Below are 17881 nucleotides of genomic sequence, written 5' to 3' on the forward strand. Positions count from 1 at the left end.
CAGCCCCCTCCTCCCCTCCCCGTGCCATACTCCCTTTCTGGAATGCCCAAGCGCACTGACCTCCAGACCATCCTGATCCTCGGCAGCGGCCCCATCCAGATCGGGCAGGCGGCCGAGTTCGACTATTCGGGCACGCAGGCGCTCAAGGCGCTGAAAAAAGAAGGCTACCGGCTGGTGCTGGTGAACTCCAACCCGGCGACGATCATGACCGACCCCGACCTCGCCGACGCCACCTACCTGGAGCCGCTGACGCCCGAGTTCGTCCGCAAGGTGATCGAGAAGGAGCGCCCCGACGCCCTACTCCCCACCCTGGGCGGCCAGACGGCCCTGAACCTGGCGATGGACCTCAACGCCAACGGCACCCTCGCCGAGTTCGGGGTGGAACTCATCGGTGCCAACGCCGAGGCCATCCACAAGGGCGAGGACCGCGAGGCGTTCCAGGCCGCGATGAAGAAGATCGGCGTGGAGACGGCGCGCGGGAAGATGGTGCACTCGATGGAAGAGGCCGCCCTGTACCAGAAGGAGATCGGCCTCCCCATCGTCATCCGGCCCTCCTTCACCCTCGGCGGCACGGGCGGCGGCATCGCGCACACCTACGAGGACTTCCTGAAGATCACCGAGGGCGGCCTGCGCGACTCGCCGGTCCATTCGGTGCTGCTCGAAGAGAGCATCCTGGGGTGGAAGGAGTACGAGCTGGAGGTCATGCGCGACCACGCCGACACGGTGGTCATCATCACCTCCATCGAGAACTTCGACCCGATGGGCGTGCACACCGGGGACTCGATCACGGTGGCCCCGGCGCAGACCCTGAGCGACGTGGAGTACCAGCGGCTGCGGGACCAGTCCCTCGCCATCATCCGCGAGATCGGGGTGGACACGGGCGGCTCCAACATCCAGTTCGCGGTGAACCCCGACAACGGGCGCGTCATCGTGATCGAGATGAACCCGCGCGTCAGCCGCTCCTCGGCGCTGGCGAGCAAGGCGACCGGCTTCCCCATCGCCAAGATCGCCGCCCTGCTCGCGGTGGGCTACCACCTTGACGAGCTGCCGAACGACATCACCCGCGTGACCCCCGCCGCCTTCGAGCCCACCATCGACTACGTGGTGACGAAGATTCCGCGCTTCGCCTTCGAGAAGTTCCCCGGCACGCCCGACGCCCTGGGCACCCAGATGCGGAGCGTGGGCGAGGTCATGGCGATTGGCCGCACCTTCAAGGAGAGCGTGCAGAAGGCGCTGCGGAGTATCGAGGCGGACGTGCGCGGAACGTTCGCGGCCATGTCCGACGACGAGCTGCGCGGCCTGCTGTACGGCAACCCGCGCCGTCTGGAGGCCGTGCTGGAACTGCTGCGGCGGGGCGAGGGCGTGGCGGCCCTCCACGACGCGACGAAGATCGACCGCTGGTTCCTGGGGCAGCTTCAGGAGATCGTGGACGCCGAGAAGGAGATCGCGGACCTCGGCCCCATCCAGAGCTGGAAGTACGAAATCTGGCGCGAGGTCAAGCGGCTGGGCTTCTCCGACGCGCGGCTGGGCGAACTCGTGGGGCTGAGCGAGCTGGAGGTGCGCGGGCTTCGCAAGGCCGCCAAAGCCACCCCGGTCTACAAGACGGTGGACACCTGCGCCGCCGAGTTCGAGGCGTACACGCCCTACCACTACTCGACCTACGAGTGGGAGGACGAGGTGACGCCGACCGACAAGCCCAAGGTGGTGATCCTGGGCAGCGGCCCCAACCGCATCGGGCAGGGGGTGGAGTTCGACTACGCGACCGTCCACGCCGTCTGGGCGCTTCAGGAGGCGGGCTATGAGACGATCATGGTCAACTCCAACCCGGAGACGGTCAGCACCGACTACGACACCGCCGACCGCTTGTACTTCGAGCCGCTGACCTTCGAAGACGTGATGAACATCGTCGAGCACGAGAAGCCCGTCGGCGTGATCGTGCAGCTCGGCGGGCAGACGCCCCTCAAGCTGGCGCGGCGGCTGGCGGACGCGGGCGCCCCGATCATCGGCACCCCCCCGGCCACAATCCACGAGGCGGAGGACCGCGCCTCCTTCAACGCCCTGTGCGAGCGGCTGGGGCTGCCGCAGCCGAGGGGCAAGGTGGCCGAGACGCCCGCGCAGGCCCGCGAACTCGCCGCCGAACTCGGCTTCCCGCTGATGGCCCGGCCCTCCTACGTGCTGGGGGGCCGCGCGATGCGGACGGTGCGGAGCATGGAGGAACTGACGACCTACCTGGACGAGGTGTACGCCGCCGTCGAGGGGCAGCCGTCCATCCTGCTCGACCAGTTTCTGGAGGGCGCCCTGGAACTCGACGTGGACACCCTCTGCGACGGAGAGCGGGCGGTCGTGGCGGGCATCATGGAGCACGTCGAGGCCGCCGGGGTCCACTCGGGCGACTCCGCGTGCGTGCTGCCCCCGGTGAACCTCTCCCCCGAACTGACGGCGCGCGTGAAGGCCGACACGGAACGCCTCGCCCTGGAGCTGGGCGTGCGGGGCCTGATGAACGTGCAGTGGGCGGTGAAGGACGGCACCGCGTACATCCTGGAGGCCAACCCGCGTGCCAGCCGCACCGTGCCCTTCGTCTCCAAGGCCGTGAACCACCCGCTCGCCAAGAGTGCCGCGCGAATCGCCGTGGGGCAGACGCTGGAGCAGATCGGCTTCACGGAGACGCCCACGCCCCCCATGTACTCGGTCAAGGAGGTCCACCTGCCCTTCCTGAAGTTTGGGGGGGTGCTGCCCGTCCTCGGCCCGGAGATGAAGAGCACGGGCGAGAGCATGGGCATCGACACGGACCCGTACCTCGCCTTCTACCGCGCGGAGCTGGGGGCCAAGAGCAACCTGCCAACCCAAGGCACGGCGCTCCTCCTCGGGGACGGGCTGGAGGGGGTGGCCGCCACGCTGGAGGGCGCGGGGCTGCGGGTCATCCGCGAGCAGGAAGGCGATACACTGCCCGACCTCCTCATCGACGTGACCGCCTCGCCGCTCCTCCGCACCGCCCTGGAACGCGGCAAGCCCATCGTCAGCACCCGCGAAGGCGCCGAGTGGACGGCCAGGGCGATAGAGGCGGCGAAGGGGGAGAAACTTGGGGTGAAGAGCCTTCAGGAGTGGGTTACCACGTAAGCTGAGGGATGAAGAAAATTGGCGACTACATCGTTGGCCCTGCCTCCGAACTCAAGGCTTACCTTGACGACGAGTCGGGGCTACCTGTCCCCTTCAACGACGACGACATACCGTCCCAATTCCGCCCGCTCATCCCACTTATCCGGATATGGGGCATTGGGGACGACGTTTTGCGTGACAGCAGGGTGGAAACTGCCCCCGTAGAAGAGCGGCGGGAGCTGGTTCAAGGTATGGAACACCTCTACCCTGGGTTGGTGAACTGGCTCGGCGGTGACGAGGCTCAGAAGGTACAACAGACAGACGCCTACCATGCCCTGAGCTGCCTGTCCTACGCCTTTGAACTTGCTGCCGTCATCGAATCAGAAAGCGGAGCGTAGCCGACCTTGCCCGGCCAGGGCGATAGCCACGGCGAATGGGAGGGAGTTGGGGGTGCGGAGCTTGCAGGAGTGGGTTGAAGGCTATTTTAAATGATGCGAAGACAATCAATAAAAATTATAGATGGATACACCAACAAGGAGGGTTTGCTAGTCTCCTACGACGTAATCAATATTTCAAGCCACTACGAAAAATCTTTCAACAGTTGGCACCCAGACACCCCTATACAAGAGATAATTACAAAGATAGAGACTATTTGTAAAGATGTTTGCGAAGAGTACCACCCTTTAGATGATATTTCTCTTCGTGTCATTGTAATGAATGATCTGGAGAGGCGAGAGCACTCCAATGGGGTTTGGGCAGAATTTTACCCTCAAGGGGAGTCTAGTGGATATATAGTCCTCAGAATACACAAAACGGGGATTGAGCATATAGAAGCGGCAACTACACATGAACTCTTACACTTTATCCTACAATCTAGAAATTTTCAACGTCTTGCCGAGGGTGACAACAAAATCACACTACTTCAATTTGCGTTGGAAGAGGGTATGGCCGAGTATTTTGTTGCTCAGAGGATTGGTGAGGCCTTCCTTTCAAATGGAAGAACGTTTATAGACTATCCGGAGGACTTCCTGATTTTACAAAAAAATCGGGATCAAGATTATCGGGCTGAAACCCTTAGGAACTATATTTTAAGTCATAAACCTTATGCGGTAGGCTATCAAATAATTAAGGAGGTGTATGAGCAGAAATATAAGAACTTTCTCGTCATGATTGGTTTGGACGAGGAGCAAATTTGGCTCGATTTTGTGGACATACATCCAGAACTTAAGGGGAAAGTGTAATTCGTTTCGAGTCGGAAACAACTTTGTATTTCCACGTATTCAGGCTAACTTATCTGCCCCAGCACAGGCCGCAGCCCCGGACGGTGGGGTTGGGCGGGGCGGGGTGGGGTGGGCAGGTCAAATCTTCTCCGCCCACACCTGCAACTTCTCCGCGAAGCTTGGCACCTCGGCGCGTTTCAGGCCGTCCAACAATTCCTGCGTTGTGATAGGCGGCCTGCTCAGGGCGGCGCGAAGCTCCTGCAAAGCTTCCAAGACACTCGCCGTCTGTCCCTCCAGGCAGCCTTGCAGGAAGGGATCGGGGTGGACGGCTTGCAGGTGAGGGGGAAGTGCGCGGCTTGGGAAGTCGGCAAGATTGAAGGTGAGTAGGACGCTGGCACCGCTGGCAAGAGCGGCATTCAAAACGTGCTGGTCATCCGGGTCGGGCAGAGTGTGGTCGCTCCTGGCCTGGGCCGTCACCAGGGACTCGGGGACAGCTCTATTCATCATGTCGCGGGTGCGCTCCAACCTCACGCGGCTCAGGTCCGGTCGGTGGGCCAGCAGGTTCCCGATCCATTCCTCGTGTATTTCATTCGTCCAGCGAGGCCGGATGACACCCTGAATGCCTAAACGCACGATCAGGTCACGCACCAGGCTCTTGTAAAGGACGTTCGCGTCACATAGGACGACCGCGCCATGCAGGACGGGCATCAATAGAGGCCCATTTCCTGTGCCTCTGCGGTGATCTGATCGGCCAGGGCCTTCCGCTCCCGGAGGTCTTTCTGCTGATACGCGAGCAGATCACTCAAGCGGATGCGACGGTGACTCCCCACCTTGCGGTAGGGAATCCTCCCCTGATTCAGCACCTGCTCGATCAGGTAGGGGCGGCTGACACCGAGCAGGTCAGCGGCCTGCTGGGTGCTCAGTTCCTCCTGCTGGCTCAGGATCGTGACGCTCTCGCCGTTCCCCAGGCGCTCCAAAAGACCCCGGAGCAGTTCAGCGAGAGCAGGGGTGAGGGGCAGGCTGGTCGAGCCTGTACTGAGCCGCACGTCGTTCTGGCTCAGGAGTTGTTGGGCGTCCTTGGCGAGGGTCTGTTCCTTCAAGTCGGGAGTGTGATGCAATGTCATCCTTCACCTCGACCCCATTATTCGCAATAGTCGAAGCATTCGCAACACTTGTGCCGCAGCAACAGACAGGGGTTGGGTTAGGCATGGTGGGTAGAGCGAAAGAATCAATAGGGGTCTACCTCCTGCCCAATTTCTGTGACCTCCTGGGCAAGGGCTTTGCGCTCGGCCAAGTCCTGCTGCTGGGCGCTCACTCCCACTTCCTCATCTGCAAGCGATGGCCCCAGCAGATCGGGCAACAGCTCCTCAATGGGAGGCCCACTTACAGGAGCGAGCGTGGCCGAACCCTTCACTTTTAATCCCAGCGGACTTCCACCCAGCAGCCGCAGGGCACGCTCAACGGCCGGACGATCCGCCTCGTTAGCCCTCTCCACAAGCTCTTTCTCTTGGAGTCCCCTCACAGCGTGGGCCACAGCTTCGCTCCGGCTGGCGAGGGCGTGGGTCTGCCGGTACTCATCGAGGTAGGCGACGAGCGCGGCGGGGAGGGTCACCGTCACTCGCCTGGCCTCATCGCCGGTCATGCCCCCATCCTACGAGGGCCCGGCGGGTGCTTTCTCGTCCAACCACTCCAACGCCTCCTCCAGCACCTCGCGCGGGACCGTGTGCCCCCCGTGGAACTCGCGGTAGGTCACGTCGTACCCGGCCCGCTGAAGCTGCGGCACGATCACGCGGCTACAGCGGTCGATGGGGAGAACGCGGTCCCCGTCGCCGTGCGCGACGAAGATGCGGGGGGCGCCGACCTGCGCGGCGGGGGCCATGAAACCGGGGGCAAAGGCCATCAGGTGCGTGAACAGGTCGCCGTTGCCCAGCCCCAGGGACAGGGCGTAGGAGGCGCCGTCCGAGAAGCCGTCGAGCACGACCCGGGCCGGGTCCACCGGATACCGCGCGAAGACGTGGGCGAGGGCACGGTCGATGAACGCCACGTCGGGACCGTAGCCGCCCCGGATCACGTCCCAGGTGCCGCCGCGCGAGTCGGGCGCGAGGAGGAGCAGCCCGCGCTCCTCGGCAGCGGCGGTGAAGGGGGCGATGCTGTGGCTGGCCTCACTGCCCGCACCGTGCAGCAGGACCAGCAGCGGGCGCGGGCCGGGGAGCGGGTGGGAGGTGGGCACGTAGAGCAGGCCGTCGCGGCGGTCTCCCAGGCCCAGCGGTTGCAGGCCGCGCTCCTGGGGCATCTGGACGACCTCGCCCGGGCGCGCGGTCAGGCGGCTGGCCTCTTCGCTCCTTCGTCTTCCCGTCATGTCCCGGCATTGTGTCCTCCCGCCCGGGAGGAATGGGTGAAGGCGGAGTTGGGAGGCCGCACACCTCGCCCGGGGAGCCGCCTCCTACGCTCGGCACATGGACGACCAGAACGAGGCCGAACAGATGCAGGACGCCTACGCCCGGCGCCAGGAGCACGAGCGGGAGACGGGCAAGACGAGCGCCGGGGGAGCGGGCAGCACCGGCACGCCGGGCAACGCCGAGACGGGCGCGCAGACGACGGACGGGGCCGACGGCGGCGCACGCTCCGGGGTGACGGAGAGCTGAGACCGTCTTCGACCCCGGGAGGGGGCCGCAGAAACGTTCAGGGGGTGACCTTTCTGCCCGGTCACCCCGCCTGCTATGCTCCGCCAATGCGCCATCTCGCTTTGCTGCTGGCCCTCTCCGTCACGCTGCTCGGGATGTCCGAGGCGGCGACCGCGCTGACGACCACGCCCGTCAACCTGCGCCGGGCGCCGAGCGAGGCGGGAAGAATTCTGGGCGTCGTTCCCGGCAACACGCTGCTGCTCGTGGCCTGCCAGGGTCAGTGGTGCCGGACCACCTACGCGGGGCAGGCGGGGTACGTGGCACGCTCCTTCGTGCGGCCCGTCACCGGAAGCGCGCGGCTGACCGGGCCGGGGGCCGTGTACTACCGCTCGTGCGCGGCGATGCGGGCGGCGAACGCAGCTCCGGTGCGGCTGGGCAAGCCCGGCTACCGCACCGCCCTCGACCGCAACGGAAACGGCGTGGCCTGCGAGAACGGCGAGTAACGCCACAAGGTCAGGAGGCCGCCCCGAACGTGTGGGCGGCCTCCTTCTCTTTCGCGCTTACTTCTGGAACAGGCCCAGGTAGTCCCCGTACCCTTCCTCCTCCAGCCGCCCCACAGGCACGAACCTCAGCGCCGCCGAGTTGATGCAGTAGCGCAGGCCGCCGTGCTCCCGCGGGCCGTCGGGGAAGACGTGCCCGAGGTGCGAGTCGGCCCCTGCCGAGCGGACCTCGGTGCGCGCGTAGCCGATCTTGTGGTCGGTGTTCTCGGTCAGGCGGACCTCGGGGATGGGCCGGGTAAAGGACGGCCAGCCGCACCCCGCGTCGTACTTGTCGAGCGAGCTGAACAGGGGCTCGCCGGACACCACGTCCACGTAGAGGCCGTCTTCCGTGTGGTCCCAGTATTCGCCGGTAAAGGCGCGCTCGGTGCCCTCCTGCTGGGTGACGCGGTACTGCTGGGGCGTCAGGCGCTCGCGCAACTCGGCGTCGCTGGGCTTCTCGTAGGGGGTGGAGGGGGGCGGGGTCATGGGGCGAGTGTAGAGGACGGGGCCGGGCCGGAAGAGGAGGATGACCGGGGTGGAGCCCCCACGCCGCCCTGTCCCGGCACGGGTCCGGCCAGTTGTCCGGCGGGGCTGCGCCAAGCGCCTCCAAACCCCGGCCCCTCCACCCGGCCTTCAGCCGTGGGCCGTAGGATGGGGAATGACGCGCCTGGTGCTGGCCCTTCTGCTCGTGACCCTGCTGGGCGCGGCCCGCGCGGCGGCCGACCCGGCGCGGGCGGCGGCCTTTGCGGCGAATGCCCGGCTGGCGCGCACGGTCAACTTCGGGGACATGCTGGAGTCCCCCCGGGAGGGCGACTGGGGCCTGCGGCTGGAAGACCGCTTCTTCGACCTGGCGCGGGCGGCGGGCTTCACGGCGGTGCGGCTCCCGGTGCGCTGGACCACCCGGGCGGGCAGGGCGGCGCCCTACACGGTGGACCCGGCCTTCCTCCGGCGGGTGGACGGGGCGGTGGCGGGGGCGCGGCGGCGCGGGCTGGCGATCATCCTCGACTTCCACCACAATACCGAGCTGGAGGAGGACCCGGCCGGGCAGCGGGAGCGCTTCCTGGCGATCTGGCGCCAGATTGCCGAGCACGAGCGCAAGCAGCCAGGCGACGTGCTCTTCGAGGTGCTGAACGAGCCGAGCGGCGCGCTGGACGCCGTGTGGAACGACCTTCAGGCGCGGGCGCTGCGGGTGATCCGCGCGTCCAACCCGCGCCGGGTGGTGATCGTGGGGGCGGGCGGCTGGAACGGCGCCGAGACCCTGGCGGGGCTGCGGTTGCCGGACGACCCCCACCTGATCGTCACCTTCCACGCCTATACCCCCCTCACCTTCACCCACCAGGGCGCCGACTGGGTGACGCCGACGCCGCCCACCGGGGTCACGTGGCCGGGGGAGGGGCTGCACCCCGTTCGCGGCTGGCAGAACTGGTCGTGGGACCTGGAGACCCAGGGCACCTCCTCCGGCCTGCGTCTCACGCCCCGCCGTCCCTGGGGCGCCCTCTACCTGCACCGCGACACGCCGCTGCGGGGCGTGCGGGAGGTCGCCTTCACCACCGACCGCCGGGCCGAGGTCCGGGTGGTGTGCCAGGAGCGGAACGTGTCCGGGAGTGACCCGCCGGGCGTGAACGTGGTGGCGCAGCCCGGACGGCGAACGCGCGTGACGGCGACGGGCTGCGGCGGGGGCGCCACCCTGCGCGACCTGTGGCTGATGCCCATCGGGGACACGGTGCAGCCGCCCCTCACGGTGAGCGGGCTGGAGGTGGTCACGCCCGCGGGAACCCTGCCCCTGCTGGGCACCGCCGCGGACGAGGCCGCGTGGCCGCTGCGGGTCGCCGCCGCCTGGGCGCGGGCGCACGGCCGTCCGCTCTTCCTGGGCGAGTTCGGCGCCTACGGGCGGGCCGACCCGGCCTCCCGCGTGCGCTGGGCCGCCTTCGTGCGCGCGGAGGCCGAGCGGCTGGGCATGTCGTGGGGCTGGTGGGAGCTGGCCTCCGGCTTCGGGGTGTACGACCCGAAGCAAAACGTCTGGAATCGCCCCCTGCTGCGCGCGTTGTTGCCGACCTCCCCGCTGGCCCGCCCCTGAGCCCCGGCCCGGAGGGTGGGCCCACCCCCCTTGCTTTGTTTTTTAAAGCGGTTTAATATGGACCCATGACCCTCTTCACTTCCTCCTCCCCGGACAGGCTGCGCGTCGATATCTGGTCGGACATCGCCTGCCCGTGGTGCTACGTCGGCAAGCGGCGCTTCGAGACGGCCCTGGCGGACTTTCCCCACCGTGATGGGGTGGAGGTCGTGTGGCACTCCTTCGAGCTGGACCCCTCGGCCTCCTCGCAGCCGGGGCAGTCCATGAAGGCGATCCTGGCGGGCAAGTACGGGGGCGGCGAGGCCCGGGCGCAGGGAATGCTCGACTCCATGACCCGGACGGCGGCGGGCGAGGGGCTGGAGTACCACTTCGAGAAGGTGCAGCCCGCGAACACCTCCCCGGCCCATCAGCTCATCCACCTCGCCGCCGAGCACGGGCTCCAGGACGCCATGAAAGAGCGGCTGCTCGCCGCCTTCTTCACGGAGGGCGAGTTCCTGGGCGACCGGGAGGTCCTCGTGCGGCTGGGGGCAGAGGTCGGCCTGGACGCGCAGGAGGTGCGAGCGGCGCTCGGGGACGGGCGATTCGTCCAGGCCGTGCGGCAGGACGAGGCGCAGGCGCAGGCGCTCGGCATCAGCGGTGTGCCCTTCTTCGTGCTGGGTGGCAGGTACGGGGTGAGCGGCGCCCAGTCGCCCGAGGTGCTGCGCGGGGCGCTGGAGCAGGTGTGGGCCGAGACGCACCCCGCCCCCCTGACCCTGCTCGGCACGGACACTCCGGCGCAGGCCTGTGAGGACGGCCAGTGCGCGGTGCCCGAGCGCGATGCGGAGGTCACGCGGGGCTGAGGCAGATTCGGGTGAATGCCTGCCCGACCATCCAACTCAACGGCCCGCCGGCGACCACCCCAGGTCGGGCGGGCCGCGTCCTTGTCTTTGCGCGCAACCTGAGTGGGGCAAACGGCTCAGCGGCTCCACAGGTCGCAGCGGTGCTCCTGCCGGAAGCCGGTGCTCTCGGCCACGCGGCCCGGCGCGAAGGTGAGGAGGTTGTTCCGGGCCAGGTCGAGCGGACGCCACGCGGGGAGACCGGGCCGGGCGGGCGAGGACGGATCGCCGCTGCGGGCGAAGTTCGCCCAGTAGGTGCGCATCAACCGGGCGAGGTCGGCCTGGACGGGGGTGAAACGGGCGGGGTCGGCGAGGCCCGTCAGCGGCGTGCCGAAGACGCTGATGATCTCGGCGGCGTGGTAGGCGCCGTAGCTCGGGACACCGGCGGTGGGCGGGAAGGCGATGGGCGCCGTGCGGTCGCGGAATTCGTAGGCGTACACGGGCGTCACGCGGGCGAGGGCGCGGGCGATGTCGTTGACCGGACAGGCGAAGAGCCCGTCGGTCACGAGGGCGGCGGCGGCCAGCCCCACCGTCGGGTAGTCGCGGGCCGCGTACTGGGCGAGGACGCGCGGCGCGTTCCAGCCCTCCAGCACGCCGACGAGGGCCCAGTACTGCCACACGGGAATGTCCGCCCGGGCCCCCAGCGGGGCCACGAAGAGCGTCCCCTCGTCGAGGTTGCTGCCGATCAATACGGGCACGCGGTTTATGCTCCCGTCCGCGAACACGTCCGCCGGGGCGCGGGGCACCGTGCCGTCACCGTACACGGGCGGCAGGTCGACCGCGCCGGGGGCCCGCTGCCCCGGGACGGGCGTGCCGAGCAGCCGCCCCACCGGCACCCCGCGCAGGCAGGCGGCGTCTCCCTCCGGGCAGCCGAGCGCGCGGGCGTACTCCCGGCCCGTGTTCAGCGCCTGGGTCACGGGCACCATGTTGATCTCGGGGGTGCAGGGCCCGCTCTGGAGGACCGCCTTGTCGAACAGGCCCGCCGCCCCCGGCGAGGCGAGCTGCGCGCACACGCTCATGCCGCCCGCCGATTCACCGAAGACGGTGACGTTGGCGGGGTCGCCCCCGAAGGCGGCGGCGTTCGCCCGCACCCAGCGCAGCGCGGCCTGCTGGTCGAGAAGGCCGTAGTTCCCCAGCGTCCGCCCCTCCAGCAAGCTGGGCGCGGCGAGGAAGCCCAGGGGCCCCAGGCGGTAGTTCACGGTGACGACGACGACCCCCTGCTCGCGGGCCAGCACCCGGGCGTCGTAATCGTTTCCCGCCCCATTCTCAAAGGAGCCGCCGTGAATCCACACCATCACGGGGGCGCGCAGGGCCCCGGCGGGAGCCGTCACGTTCAGGAAGAGGCAATCCTCCGACCCGCGCAACCCGCCGCCGATCTGCCGGGGCCGCGTCTGCGCGCACGCCTGCCCGGGGAGGGAGGCGTCACGCTCCCCCGTCCAGGCGGCGGCGGGTCGAGCCGCGCGCCAGCGCAGCTCCCCGACAGGCGGCGCGGCGTAGGGCACCCCCTGGAAGACCCGCACGCCCGCCTGCTCGCGGCCCACGAGCGTGCCCTGGGCCACCCGCGCCCGAACCGGAGCCCCCTGCGCGGCGGTGGGTGCCGCCTGCACGGGCGGCAGGGGCGTCTCCTGGGCCGACGTGGTGATGGATTCCTGGGCGCCCGCCCCGCCCACGAGCAGGGCCGCGAGAAGCAGCGAACGTGTACAACGTGCCATACGGCAGCGTATAGCGGTGACGCCAGACCGGGAAACAGGAGGGTCTTTGCCGAAGACCAATGCGTGACGCGGCCGACAATGGGAACCCGCCGCCGAACGTGGGGGGTCCGGGGCGGGGTCGGGAAGTGGGCTCAGGCGGGGTCGGGGGTCAGGCCGGGGTGGGCGGCGGGGCCGTCGGGGTCGCCCGCCGCCCTGGGGGGGCTCACGTCCGGCAGCGTGCCCCCCGCGAGGACGGTCCGCACGTCGTCCCCGGTCAGGAATTCGCGGACCATCAGGGCGTCGGTGAGGCGGTGGAGGACGTGGGCGTGCTCGGTCAGGAGGCTCAGCGCGCGGTCGTACTGCCCGTTGAGAATCTCGCCGAGCGCCCCGTCGATGCGCTCGGCGGTGTGGTCGCTGTAGACCCCCTGTTGCGGCCCGTAGCCGAGGTATCCCTCGCTCTCCTGCGCGAAGGCGATCTGCCCCACGCCCGACATCCCCCACTCGGTCACCATGCGCCGGGCGAGGTTCGTCGCCTGCTGGAAGTCGTTCGCCGCGCCCGTCGTCACCTGACCGGTGGCGACCTGCTCCGCCGCGTGCCCGGCGAGCGCCACGCAGATGCGGTCGAGGAGCGCGGCCCGCGTGTGGTGCATCCGGTCCTCCGGCGTATAGAGCGCCGAGCCCAGCGAGCGCCCCCGCGGCACGATGGTCAGCTTGTGCGCCTTGTCCGCGTGCGGGAGGAGTTGGGCGGCGAGGGCGTGACCGACCTCGTGATACGCCGTGACCTTGCGGTCGGCTTCCCGGACGACGAGGCTGCGACGTTCCGGGCCCATCAACACCCGGTCTCTGGCCTCGTCCACATCCCGCCCCGTGATCCGACTCCGCCCCGCCCGCGCGGCCTGCAACGCCGCCTCGTTGAGCAGATTCTCCAGGTCCGCCCCCACCATCCCCGCCGTCCGTCTCGCCACCACGCCGAGGTCCACGCTGGGATCAAGGGGCTTGGTGCGGGCGTGGATCCGCAGAATCTGTTCTCTGCCCCGCACGTCGGGGGCATCGACGACGACCTGACGGTCAAAGCGTCCGGGACGCAGCAACGCTGCGTCCAGCACGTCGGGTCGGTTGGTCGCCGCCAGGATGATCACCTCCTGCCCGCTGCCGAAGCCGTCCATCTCCACCAGCAGTTGGTTCAGCGTCTGTTCGCGTTCGTCGTTGCCGCCTTGCAGGTTCACGCCGCGCTTGCGGCCCACGGCATCGATCTCGTCGATGAAGACAATGCAGGGCGCACTCTTGCGCGCCTGCTCGAACAGGTCGCGCACCCGCGCGGCCCCGACGCCGACGAACATCTCCACGAAGTCCGAGCCGCTGATCGAGAAGTAGGGCACCTTGGCTTCCCCGGCCACCGCCTTTGCCAGGAGCGTCTTGCCAGAGCCGGGGGGACCGACGAGGAGCACGCCGTGAGGAATCCTCGCGCCGAGCTGGTGGTAGCGCTCGGGCTGGCGCAGGAAGTCGACGACTTCCTGCAAGTCCTGCTTGGCCTCGTCGCAGCCCGCGACGTCGGCGAAGGTGAGCTTGATCTGCCCCTCGGCGATCACCGCCGCCTTCGACTTTCCGAAGGTACTCGCGGCGTCGGTTCCCCCGCTCTGGCGACCGCGCAGCAGGAGGACGACCAGGCCGATGATGAGCAGCAGGGTGAGCAGGCCGCTCAGCACGGCGAGGGGGCTCAGGCGGGTGTTGGAAGCGAGGGAGACGTTGACCCCGGCGGCCTGAAGGCGGGCCAGGGTGATCGCCGGGTCGGCGGCGAGCGTGCGGGTCCGGTAGTCGCGGCCGTCTTCCAGGCGGCCGGTCAGCAGGGCGGTGTTGTTCTGGTACTGCACGGTGGCCGTCTCCACCTGCCCGGTACGCAGCGCGGCGGTGAAGTCTTCGAGCGGCAGCTCCCCGGGACGCCCGCGTGGGGCGACCACGCTGATCAGCAGCAGCAGCGCGATCACGGCGGCGGCCAGTCCCCACCCCCAAGAGGCTCGTTTCATCCGCTGGCCCTGCTCCCCTGGCTGCATTGTCCGGGCGTCATGCCTCAGTGTAGGGCGTGGGCCCCGGGAAACTCTGGAACCGAAATGGCGATGTTCGGCGGCCGGGTCCGGCCCGGCAGGACCCACCCCCTCCTTGACCCAGCCTTGAAGCTTGAGCGCACTGCACTCAACTCTATTGACTGCTGGCAACTGTGGGCTTATGCTGTGGTCAGTTTCAGAACTGCTCCTCCCGCAGGCGCAGCATCCCCCATAGCCAAGGAGTCAAACATGCCGAAAGCCGTAGGAATCGACCTCGGGACCACCAACAGCGTCATCGCCGTGATGGAGGGCGGACGCCCCGAAGTCATCGTGAACGCGGAGGGCGCGCGCACCACGCCCAGCGTCGTGGCCTTTAAGGGCGACGAGCGCCTCGTGGGCCAGATCGCCCGCCGCCAGGCCGCGCTCAACCCCCAGGCCACCCTCTTCGAGGTCAAGCGCTTCATCGGTCGCCGCTGGGACGAGGTGCGCGAGGAAGCCGCGCGCAGCCCCTTCAAGGTCAAGGAGGGCCCGGGCGGCTCGGTCCGCATCGAGGTCGCGGGCAAGGACTACGCCCCCGAGCAGGTCAGCGCGGAAGTGCTGCGCAAGCTCGTGCAGGACGCCTCCGCCAAGCTCGGCGAGAAGATCAAGGACGTGGTGATCACCGTCCCCGCCTACTTCGACAACTCGCAGCGCGAGGCCACCAAGCAGGCCGGTGAGATCGCAGGCCTGAACGTGCTGCGCGTGATCAACGAGCCCACCGCCGCCGCGCTCGCCTACGGGCTGGAGCGCAAGGGCAACGAGACGGTCCTCGTCTTCGACCTGGGCGGCGGTACCTTCGACGTGACGATTCTGGAGCTGGGTGACGGCGTGTTCGAGGTGAAGTCCACCTCCGGCGACACGCACCTCGGCGGCGCGGACTTCGACCAGCGGATCGTGAACTGGCTCGCCACCGAGTTCCAGAAGGAGCACAACTTCGACCTGCGCAAGGACCCCCAGGCCCTCCAGCGCCTGATCGAGGCCGCCGAAAAGGCGAAGATCGAGCTCTCGAACGCCTCCGAGACCACCATCAGCCTGCCCTTCATCACCTTCGACCCCGAGACGCGTACCCCGCAGCACCTGGAGCGCAACCTCACCCGGGCGAAGTTCGAGGAGCTGACCGCCGACCTGCTGCGCCGTGTGCGCCAGCCCGTCGAGCAGGCCCTGTCGGACGCCAAGCTCAGCGCGAGCCAGATCGACGAGATCATCCTGGTCGGGGGCTCGACCCGCATCCCGGCCGTCAAGCGCATCGTGCAGGAGCTGACGGGCAAGACGCCCAACGAGTCGGTCAACCCCGACGAGGCCGTGGCGCTCGGCGCCGCCGTGCAGGCGGGCATCATCCAGGGCGACTCGTCCTTGGGTGACATCGTGCTCGTGGACGTGACGCCGCTCACGCTGGGGGTGGAGGTCAAGGGCGGCATGGTCGCGCCGATGATCACCCGCAACACCACCGTCCCCGCCAAGAAGACCGAGATCTACACCACCGCCGAGAACAACCAGCCCGGCGTGGAGATCGTGGTGCTGCAAGGCGAGCGCCCGATGGCCGCCGACAACAAGTCTCTCGGCCGTTTCAAGCTCGAGGGGATTCCGCCCATGCCCGCCGGTCGCCCGCAGATCGAGGTGACCTTCGACATCGACGCGAACGGCATCCTGCACGTCAACGCGAAGGAGAAGACGAGCGGCAAGGAGGCCTCGATCCGCATCGAGAACACCACCACCCTCGACAAGGGCGACGTGGACCGGATGGTGCGCGAGGCCGAGCAAAACGCCGAGGCCGACCGCCAGCGCCGCGAACGGGTCGAGAAGCGCAACAACCTCGACTCGCTGCGGGTGCAGGCCCTCGGGCAGATCGAGGAGAACCAGGGCGCCTCCCAGGACGCCAAGGACAAGCTCAAGGCCGCCGCCGACGAGGCCGAGGAGGCCGTGCGCGTGGACGACGACGCCCGCATCGAAGCGGCCCAGAAGCGGCTGGAGGAAGAACTCCGCACCTTCATGACCGCCAGCCAGAACGGGGGCGGCCAGGGTGGCGGGCAGGACGGCCCCCAGGGCGGCGCGGGCCGGACGCAGGACGACGACGTGATCGACGCGGACTTCAAGCCCGCCGAGTAACGTCCGCTCCGTCAACAGACTTCAGGGGGAGAGGACGGCCAGCGTGCCCCTCTCCCCTCTCCTCTAGCCCCTATCTTCAAGGGCATGTTCAGAAGGCGAGACACCCCCATGACCAACAACGACGATCCCAAGAACACGAACGAGCCGGCGGCCACCCAGACCCAGGACGCCCGCCGCGACAAGACCATCGACGCCGACCTCCCGGAGACCGAGACGGACAACATGGACGAGGACGCCGATCTCGGCTTTCCCGACATGGACGCTGGCATGTTCGGGCAGGTGCAGGAGATGATGGCGAAGCTGGGGCGCGCCGACGAGCTGGAACGCGAGAACGCCGACCTGAGAAACCGTCTGGGCCGTCTCGCCGCCGACTTCGAGAGCTACCGCCGCCGCACCCAGGAGGACGTGGGGGCCGCCCAGGGCCAGGGCGTCGCCAGGGCCGCCGAGGCGCTGATGCCCGTGTACGACGACCTCGACCGCGCGGTGAGCATGGGCGGCGGCGACCCGGCCAAGCTGATCCCCGGCGTGCAGGCCGTGCAGGCGACCGTGCTGCGTGTCTTCGGCACCCTCGGTCTGGAAGCGACGGGCGAGGAGGGCGAGCCCTTCGATCCCCGCTGGCACGAGGCGCTGCAAGTCGTGCCGGGCGACGAGGACGACGTGATCGTGCAGGTCTACCAGCTCGGCTTCCGGATGGGAGACCGTCTGGTGCGACCGGCGCGGGTGGTGGTGAGCCGGAAGGGCTAGGAGGGTGATCCACGGTGGCTGACCGGAAGAAGACGCCAACTCCAGAGCGCGCGGCCCCGTCAGCCGTCAACGACCCGCTGCACGGCGTGACGCTGGAGCGCATCGTCACCCACCTGCGCGACGAGTACGGCTGGGCGGAGCTGGGGCGGCGGGTGCCGGTGCGCTGCTTTCAGCAAGACCCCAGCGTGACGAGCAGCCTGAAGTTCCTGCGGCGGGTGCCGTGGGCACGGGAGGCGGTGGAGCGTGAGTATCTGCGCCTGCGGCAACAGGAAGAGGTCAACCCCTTCGTTCGGTTGGTTCGGCAGGGCGCGCACCAGGAGCTTCTGGCCCTCATCGCCTCCGGTGACCCTTCCGCCTCCCAGGCCAAAGCCCACCTCGCGCTCGGGTGGATGCTGCGGCACCTCCCGGGGCAGGACGAGAAGACGCTGCGCCACGTTCTCCTCCCCGTCCTGGGCTTCGTGCAGGACGTGAACTTCCGGCCGGAGGGTGCGCCCATGCCGCTGCTGAGCCTCGCCATCGACCGGGAGGCGCCCGCCGCCTTCATCCGCGAACTCCTGAACCGGGGCGCGGACGCGAACGACGCCCGCTTCTGGCTCCCCCTCCTCCACACGACCGACGTGGAGGGGATGGCCTACCGGGAGAGCCGCCGCGCGCCGCGCACGGACGTTCTGGACCTGCTGCTCGCGCATGGGGCCGACCCGAACCGGGCGGACGAGCGGGGGTACACGGCGCTGGAGATCGCACGGGCCTACGGGCTGAAAGCGGTCCTCAACAAACTCTCCCCTCTTCTCTAGCTTCCCCGCTTCACCCACAGACGACAGAAAGGAGGTG

17 protein-coding genes are annotated in these 17881 nt (G+C 68.5%); 10 read left to right on the top strand and 7 right to left on the bottom strand.

Annotation, left to right across the window (positions count from 1 at the left end; translation table 11 throughout):
- The first annotated feature begins 42 nt into the window (after nucleotides 1–42).
- The 3 genes from carB to IC605_RS07780 all read left to right on the top strand — a co-directional run bounded on the left by carB (nucleotide 43) and on the right by IC605_RS07780 (nucleotide 4337).
- Complete coding sequence (gene carB / locus IC605_RS07770) at nucleotides 43–3117, top strand: carbamoyl-phosphate synthase large subunit (RefSeq protein WP_216321320.1); 3075 nt, start codon at nucleotides 43–45, stop codon at nucleotides 3115–3117.
- 8 nt (nucleotides 3118–3125) lie between these two features.
- Nucleotides 3126–3494, top strand: coding sequence for a hypothetical protein (locus IC605_RS07775; protein WP_216321323.1), 369 nt, complete (start codon nucleotides 3126–3128; stop codon nucleotides 3492–3494).
- Between the two features lie 90 nt (nucleotides 3495–3584).
- Entirely contained in the window at nucleotides 3585–4337 is a 753-nt protein-coding gene (locus tag IC605_RS07780) for a DUF2268 domain-containing putative Zn-dependent protease (RefSeq protein WP_216321326.1), read from the top strand.
- Nucleotides 4338–4454: 117 nt separating this feature from the next.
- Here the strand turns inward: IC605_RS07780 and IC605_RS07785 are convergent, their stop codons facing one another.
- The 4 genes from IC605_RS07785 to IC605_RS07800 all read right to left on the bottom strand — a co-directional run bounded on the left by IC605_RS07785 (nucleotide 4455) and on the right by IC605_RS07800 (nucleotide 6675).
- Nucleotides 4455–5024 carry a VapC50 family PIN domain-containing toxin gene (locus IC605_RS07785; RefSeq protein ID WP_281416233.1) on the bottom strand — a complete coding sequence of 190 codons (570 nt, stop codon included), beginning with the start codon at nucleotides 5022–5024 and terminating at the stop codon, nucleotides 4455–4457.
- Entirely contained in the window at nucleotides 5024–5416 is a 393-nt protein-coding gene (locus IC605_RS07790) for a helix-turn-helix domain-containing protein (protein WP_216321332.1), read from the bottom strand. Before IC605_RS07790 ends, IC605_RS07785 begins: the two co-directional genes overlap by 1 nt.
- A 128-nt stretch (nucleotides 5417–5544) precedes the next feature.
- Entirely contained in the window at nucleotides 5545–5958 is a 414-nt protein-coding gene (locus tag IC605_RS07795; RefSeq protein WP_216321335.1) for a ribbon-helix-helix domain-containing protein, read from the bottom strand.
- Between the two features lie 9 nt (nucleotides 5959–5967).
- Nucleotides 5968–6675, bottom strand: a complete 708-nt coding sequence (locus tag IC605_RS07800) for an alpha/beta hydrolase (RefSeq protein WP_246580562.1) — start codon at nucleotides 6673–6675, stop codon at nucleotides 5968–5970.
- 97 nt (nucleotides 6676–6772) lie between these two features.
- Between IC605_RS07800 and IC605_RS07805 the strand changes: the two genes are divergently transcribed.
- Nucleotides 6773–6961, top strand: a complete 189-nt coding sequence (locus IC605_RS07805) for a hypothetical protein (protein WP_216321338.1) — start codon at nucleotides 6773–6775, stop codon at nucleotides 6959–6961.
- An 86-nt stretch (nucleotides 6962–7047) separates the two neighbouring features.
- Nucleotides 7048–7443: an excalibur calcium-binding domain-containing protein gene (locus tag IC605_RS07810; RefSeq protein ID WP_216321341.1), complete on the top strand. Its 396-nt coding sequence runs from the start codon at nucleotides 7048–7050 to the stop codon at nucleotides 7441–7443.
- A 57-nt stretch (nucleotides 7444–7500) separates the two neighbouring features.
- On the opposite strand, the gene msrB is transcribed toward IC605_RS07810, so the two are convergent.
- The gene (gene msrB, locus IC605_RS07815; protein ID WP_216321343.1) at nucleotides 7501–7965 is read right to left on the bottom strand and encodes a peptide-methionine (R)-S-oxide reductase MsrB; all 465 of its coding nucleotides are present in this window, start codon (nucleotides 7963–7965) and stop codon (nucleotides 7501–7503) included.
- A 172-nt stretch (nucleotides 7966–8137) separates the two neighbouring features.
- Between msrB and IC605_RS07820 the strand changes: the two genes are divergently transcribed.
- Both IC605_RS07820 and IC605_RS07825 read left to right on the top strand, forming a co-directional pair.
- Complete coding sequence (locus IC605_RS07820) at nucleotides 8138–9556, top strand: glycoside hydrolase family 5 protein (protein WP_216321346.1); 1419 nt, start codon at nucleotides 8138–8140, stop codon at nucleotides 9554–9556.
- 65 nt (nucleotides 9557–9621) lie between these two features.
- On the top strand, nucleotides 9622–10392 hold the full coding sequence (locus IC605_RS07825) for a DsbA family oxidoreductase (RefSeq protein ID WP_216321349.1): 771 nt from the start codon (nucleotides 9622–9624) through the stop codon (nucleotides 10390–10392).
- Between the two features lie 116 nt (nucleotides 10393–10508).
- On the opposite strand, the gene IC605_RS07830 is transcribed toward IC605_RS07825, so the two are convergent.
- Together IC605_RS07830 and ftsH are read right to left on the bottom strand one after the other, a co-directional pair.
- A complete protein-coding gene (locus tag IC605_RS07830; RefSeq protein WP_216321351.1) occupies nucleotides 10509–12140 on the bottom strand; it encodes a carboxylesterase/lipase family protein in 1632 nt (543 codons plus the stop codon).
- 131 nt (nucleotides 12141–12271) lie between these two features.
- On the bottom strand, nucleotides 12272–14143 hold the full coding sequence (ftsH, locus tag IC605_RS07835) for an ATP-dependent zinc metalloprotease FtsH (protein ID WP_216321354.1): 1872 nt from the start codon (nucleotides 14141–14143) through the stop codon (nucleotides 12272–12274).
- A 267-nt stretch (nucleotides 14144–14410) separates the two neighbouring features.
- On the opposite strand from ftsH, the gene dnaK reads away from it, so the two are divergent.
- The 3 genes from dnaK to IC605_RS07850 all read left to right on the top strand — a co-directional run bounded on the left by dnaK (nucleotide 14411) and on the right by IC605_RS07850 (nucleotide 17844).
- The gene (gene dnaK, locus IC605_RS07840; RefSeq protein WP_216321357.1) at nucleotides 14411–16306 is read left to right on the top strand and encodes a molecular chaperone DnaK; all 1896 of its coding nucleotides are present in this window, start codon (nucleotides 14411–14413) and stop codon (nucleotides 16304–16306) included.
- A gap of 108 nt (nucleotides 16307–16414) precedes the next feature.
- On the top strand, nucleotides 16415–17050 hold the full coding sequence (locus tag IC605_RS07845; protein WP_216321812.1) for a nucleotide exchange factor GrpE: 636 nt from the start codon (nucleotides 16415–16417) through the stop codon (nucleotides 17048–17050).
- A gap of 14 nt (nucleotides 17051–17064) precedes the next feature.
- Nucleotides 17065–17844, top strand: a complete 780-nt coding sequence (locus IC605_RS07850) for a VF530 family DNA-binding protein (protein ID WP_216321360.1) — start codon at nucleotides 17065–17067, stop codon at nucleotides 17842–17844.
- Nucleotides 17845–17881: the final 37 nt, after the last annotated feature.

The sequence above is a fragment of the Deinococcus aestuarii genome, from assembly GCF_018863415.1.
Lineage (GTDB): Bacteria > Deinococcota > Deinococci > Deinococcales > Deinococcaceae > Deinococcus > Deinococcus aestuarii.

What these genes read in the sequence shown, in the direction of transcription:
- carB (WP_216321320.1), top strand. Translation starts at nt 43, where the DNA reads ATGCCCAAGCGCACTGACCTCCAGACCATCCTGATCCTCGGCAGCGGC.
- IC605_RS07775 (WP_216321323.1), top strand. Translation starts at nt 3,126, where the DNA reads ATGAAGAAAATTGGCGACTACATCGTTGGCCCTGCCTCCGAACTCAAG.
- IC605_RS07780 (WP_216321326.1), top strand. Translation starts at nt 3,585, where the DNA reads ATGATGCGAAGACAATCAATAAAAATTATAGATGGATACACCAACAAG.
- IC605_RS07785 (WP_281416233.1), bottom strand. Translation starts at nt 5,024, where the DNA reads ATGCCCGTCCTGCATGGCGCGGTCGTCCTATGTGACGCGAACGTCCTT.
- IC605_RS07795 (WP_216321335.1), bottom strand. Translation starts at nt 5,958, where the DNA reads ATGACCGGCGATGAGGCCAGGCGAGTGACGGTGACCCTCCCCGCCGCG.
- IC605_RS07800 (WP_246580562.1), bottom strand. Translation starts at nt 6,675, where the DNA reads ATGACGGGAAGACGAAGGAGCGAAGAGGCCAGCCGCCTGACCGCGCGC.
- IC605_RS07805 (WP_216321338.1), top strand. Translation starts at nt 6,773, where the DNA reads ATGGACGACCAGAACGAGGCCGAACAGATGCAGGACGCCTACGCCCGG.
- IC605_RS07810 (WP_216321341.1), top strand. Translation starts at nt 7,048, where the DNA reads ATGCGCCATCTCGCTTTGCTGCTGGCCCTCTCCGTCACGCTGCTCGGG.
- msrB (WP_216321343.1), bottom strand. Translation starts at nt 7,965, where the DNA reads ATGACCCCGCCCCCCTCCACCCCCTACGAGAAGCCCAGCGACGCCGAG.
- IC605_RS07820 (WP_216321346.1), top strand. Translation starts at nt 8,138, where the DNA reads ATGACGCGCCTGGTGCTGGCCCTTCTGCTCGTGACCCTGCTGGGCGCG.
- IC605_RS07825 (WP_216321349.1), top strand. Translation starts at nt 9,622, where the DNA reads ATGACCCTCTTCACTTCCTCCTCCCCGGACAGGCTGCGCGTCGATATC.
- IC605_RS07830 (WP_216321351.1), bottom strand. Translation starts at nt 12,140, where the DNA reads ATGGCACGTTGTACACGTTCGCTGCTTCTCGCGGCCCTGCTCGTGGGC.
- ftsH (WP_216321354.1), bottom strand. Translation starts at nt 14,143, where the DNA reads ATGAAACGAGCCTCTTGGGGGTGGGGACTGGCCGCCGCCGTGATCGCG.
- dnaK (WP_216321357.1), top strand. Translation starts at nt 14,411, where the DNA reads ATGCCGAAAGCCGTAGGAATCGACCTCGGGACCACCAACAGCGTCATC.
- IC605_RS07845 (WP_216321812.1), top strand. Translation starts at nt 16,415, where the DNA reads ATGACCAACAACGACGATCCCAAGAACACGAACGAGCCGGCGGCCACC.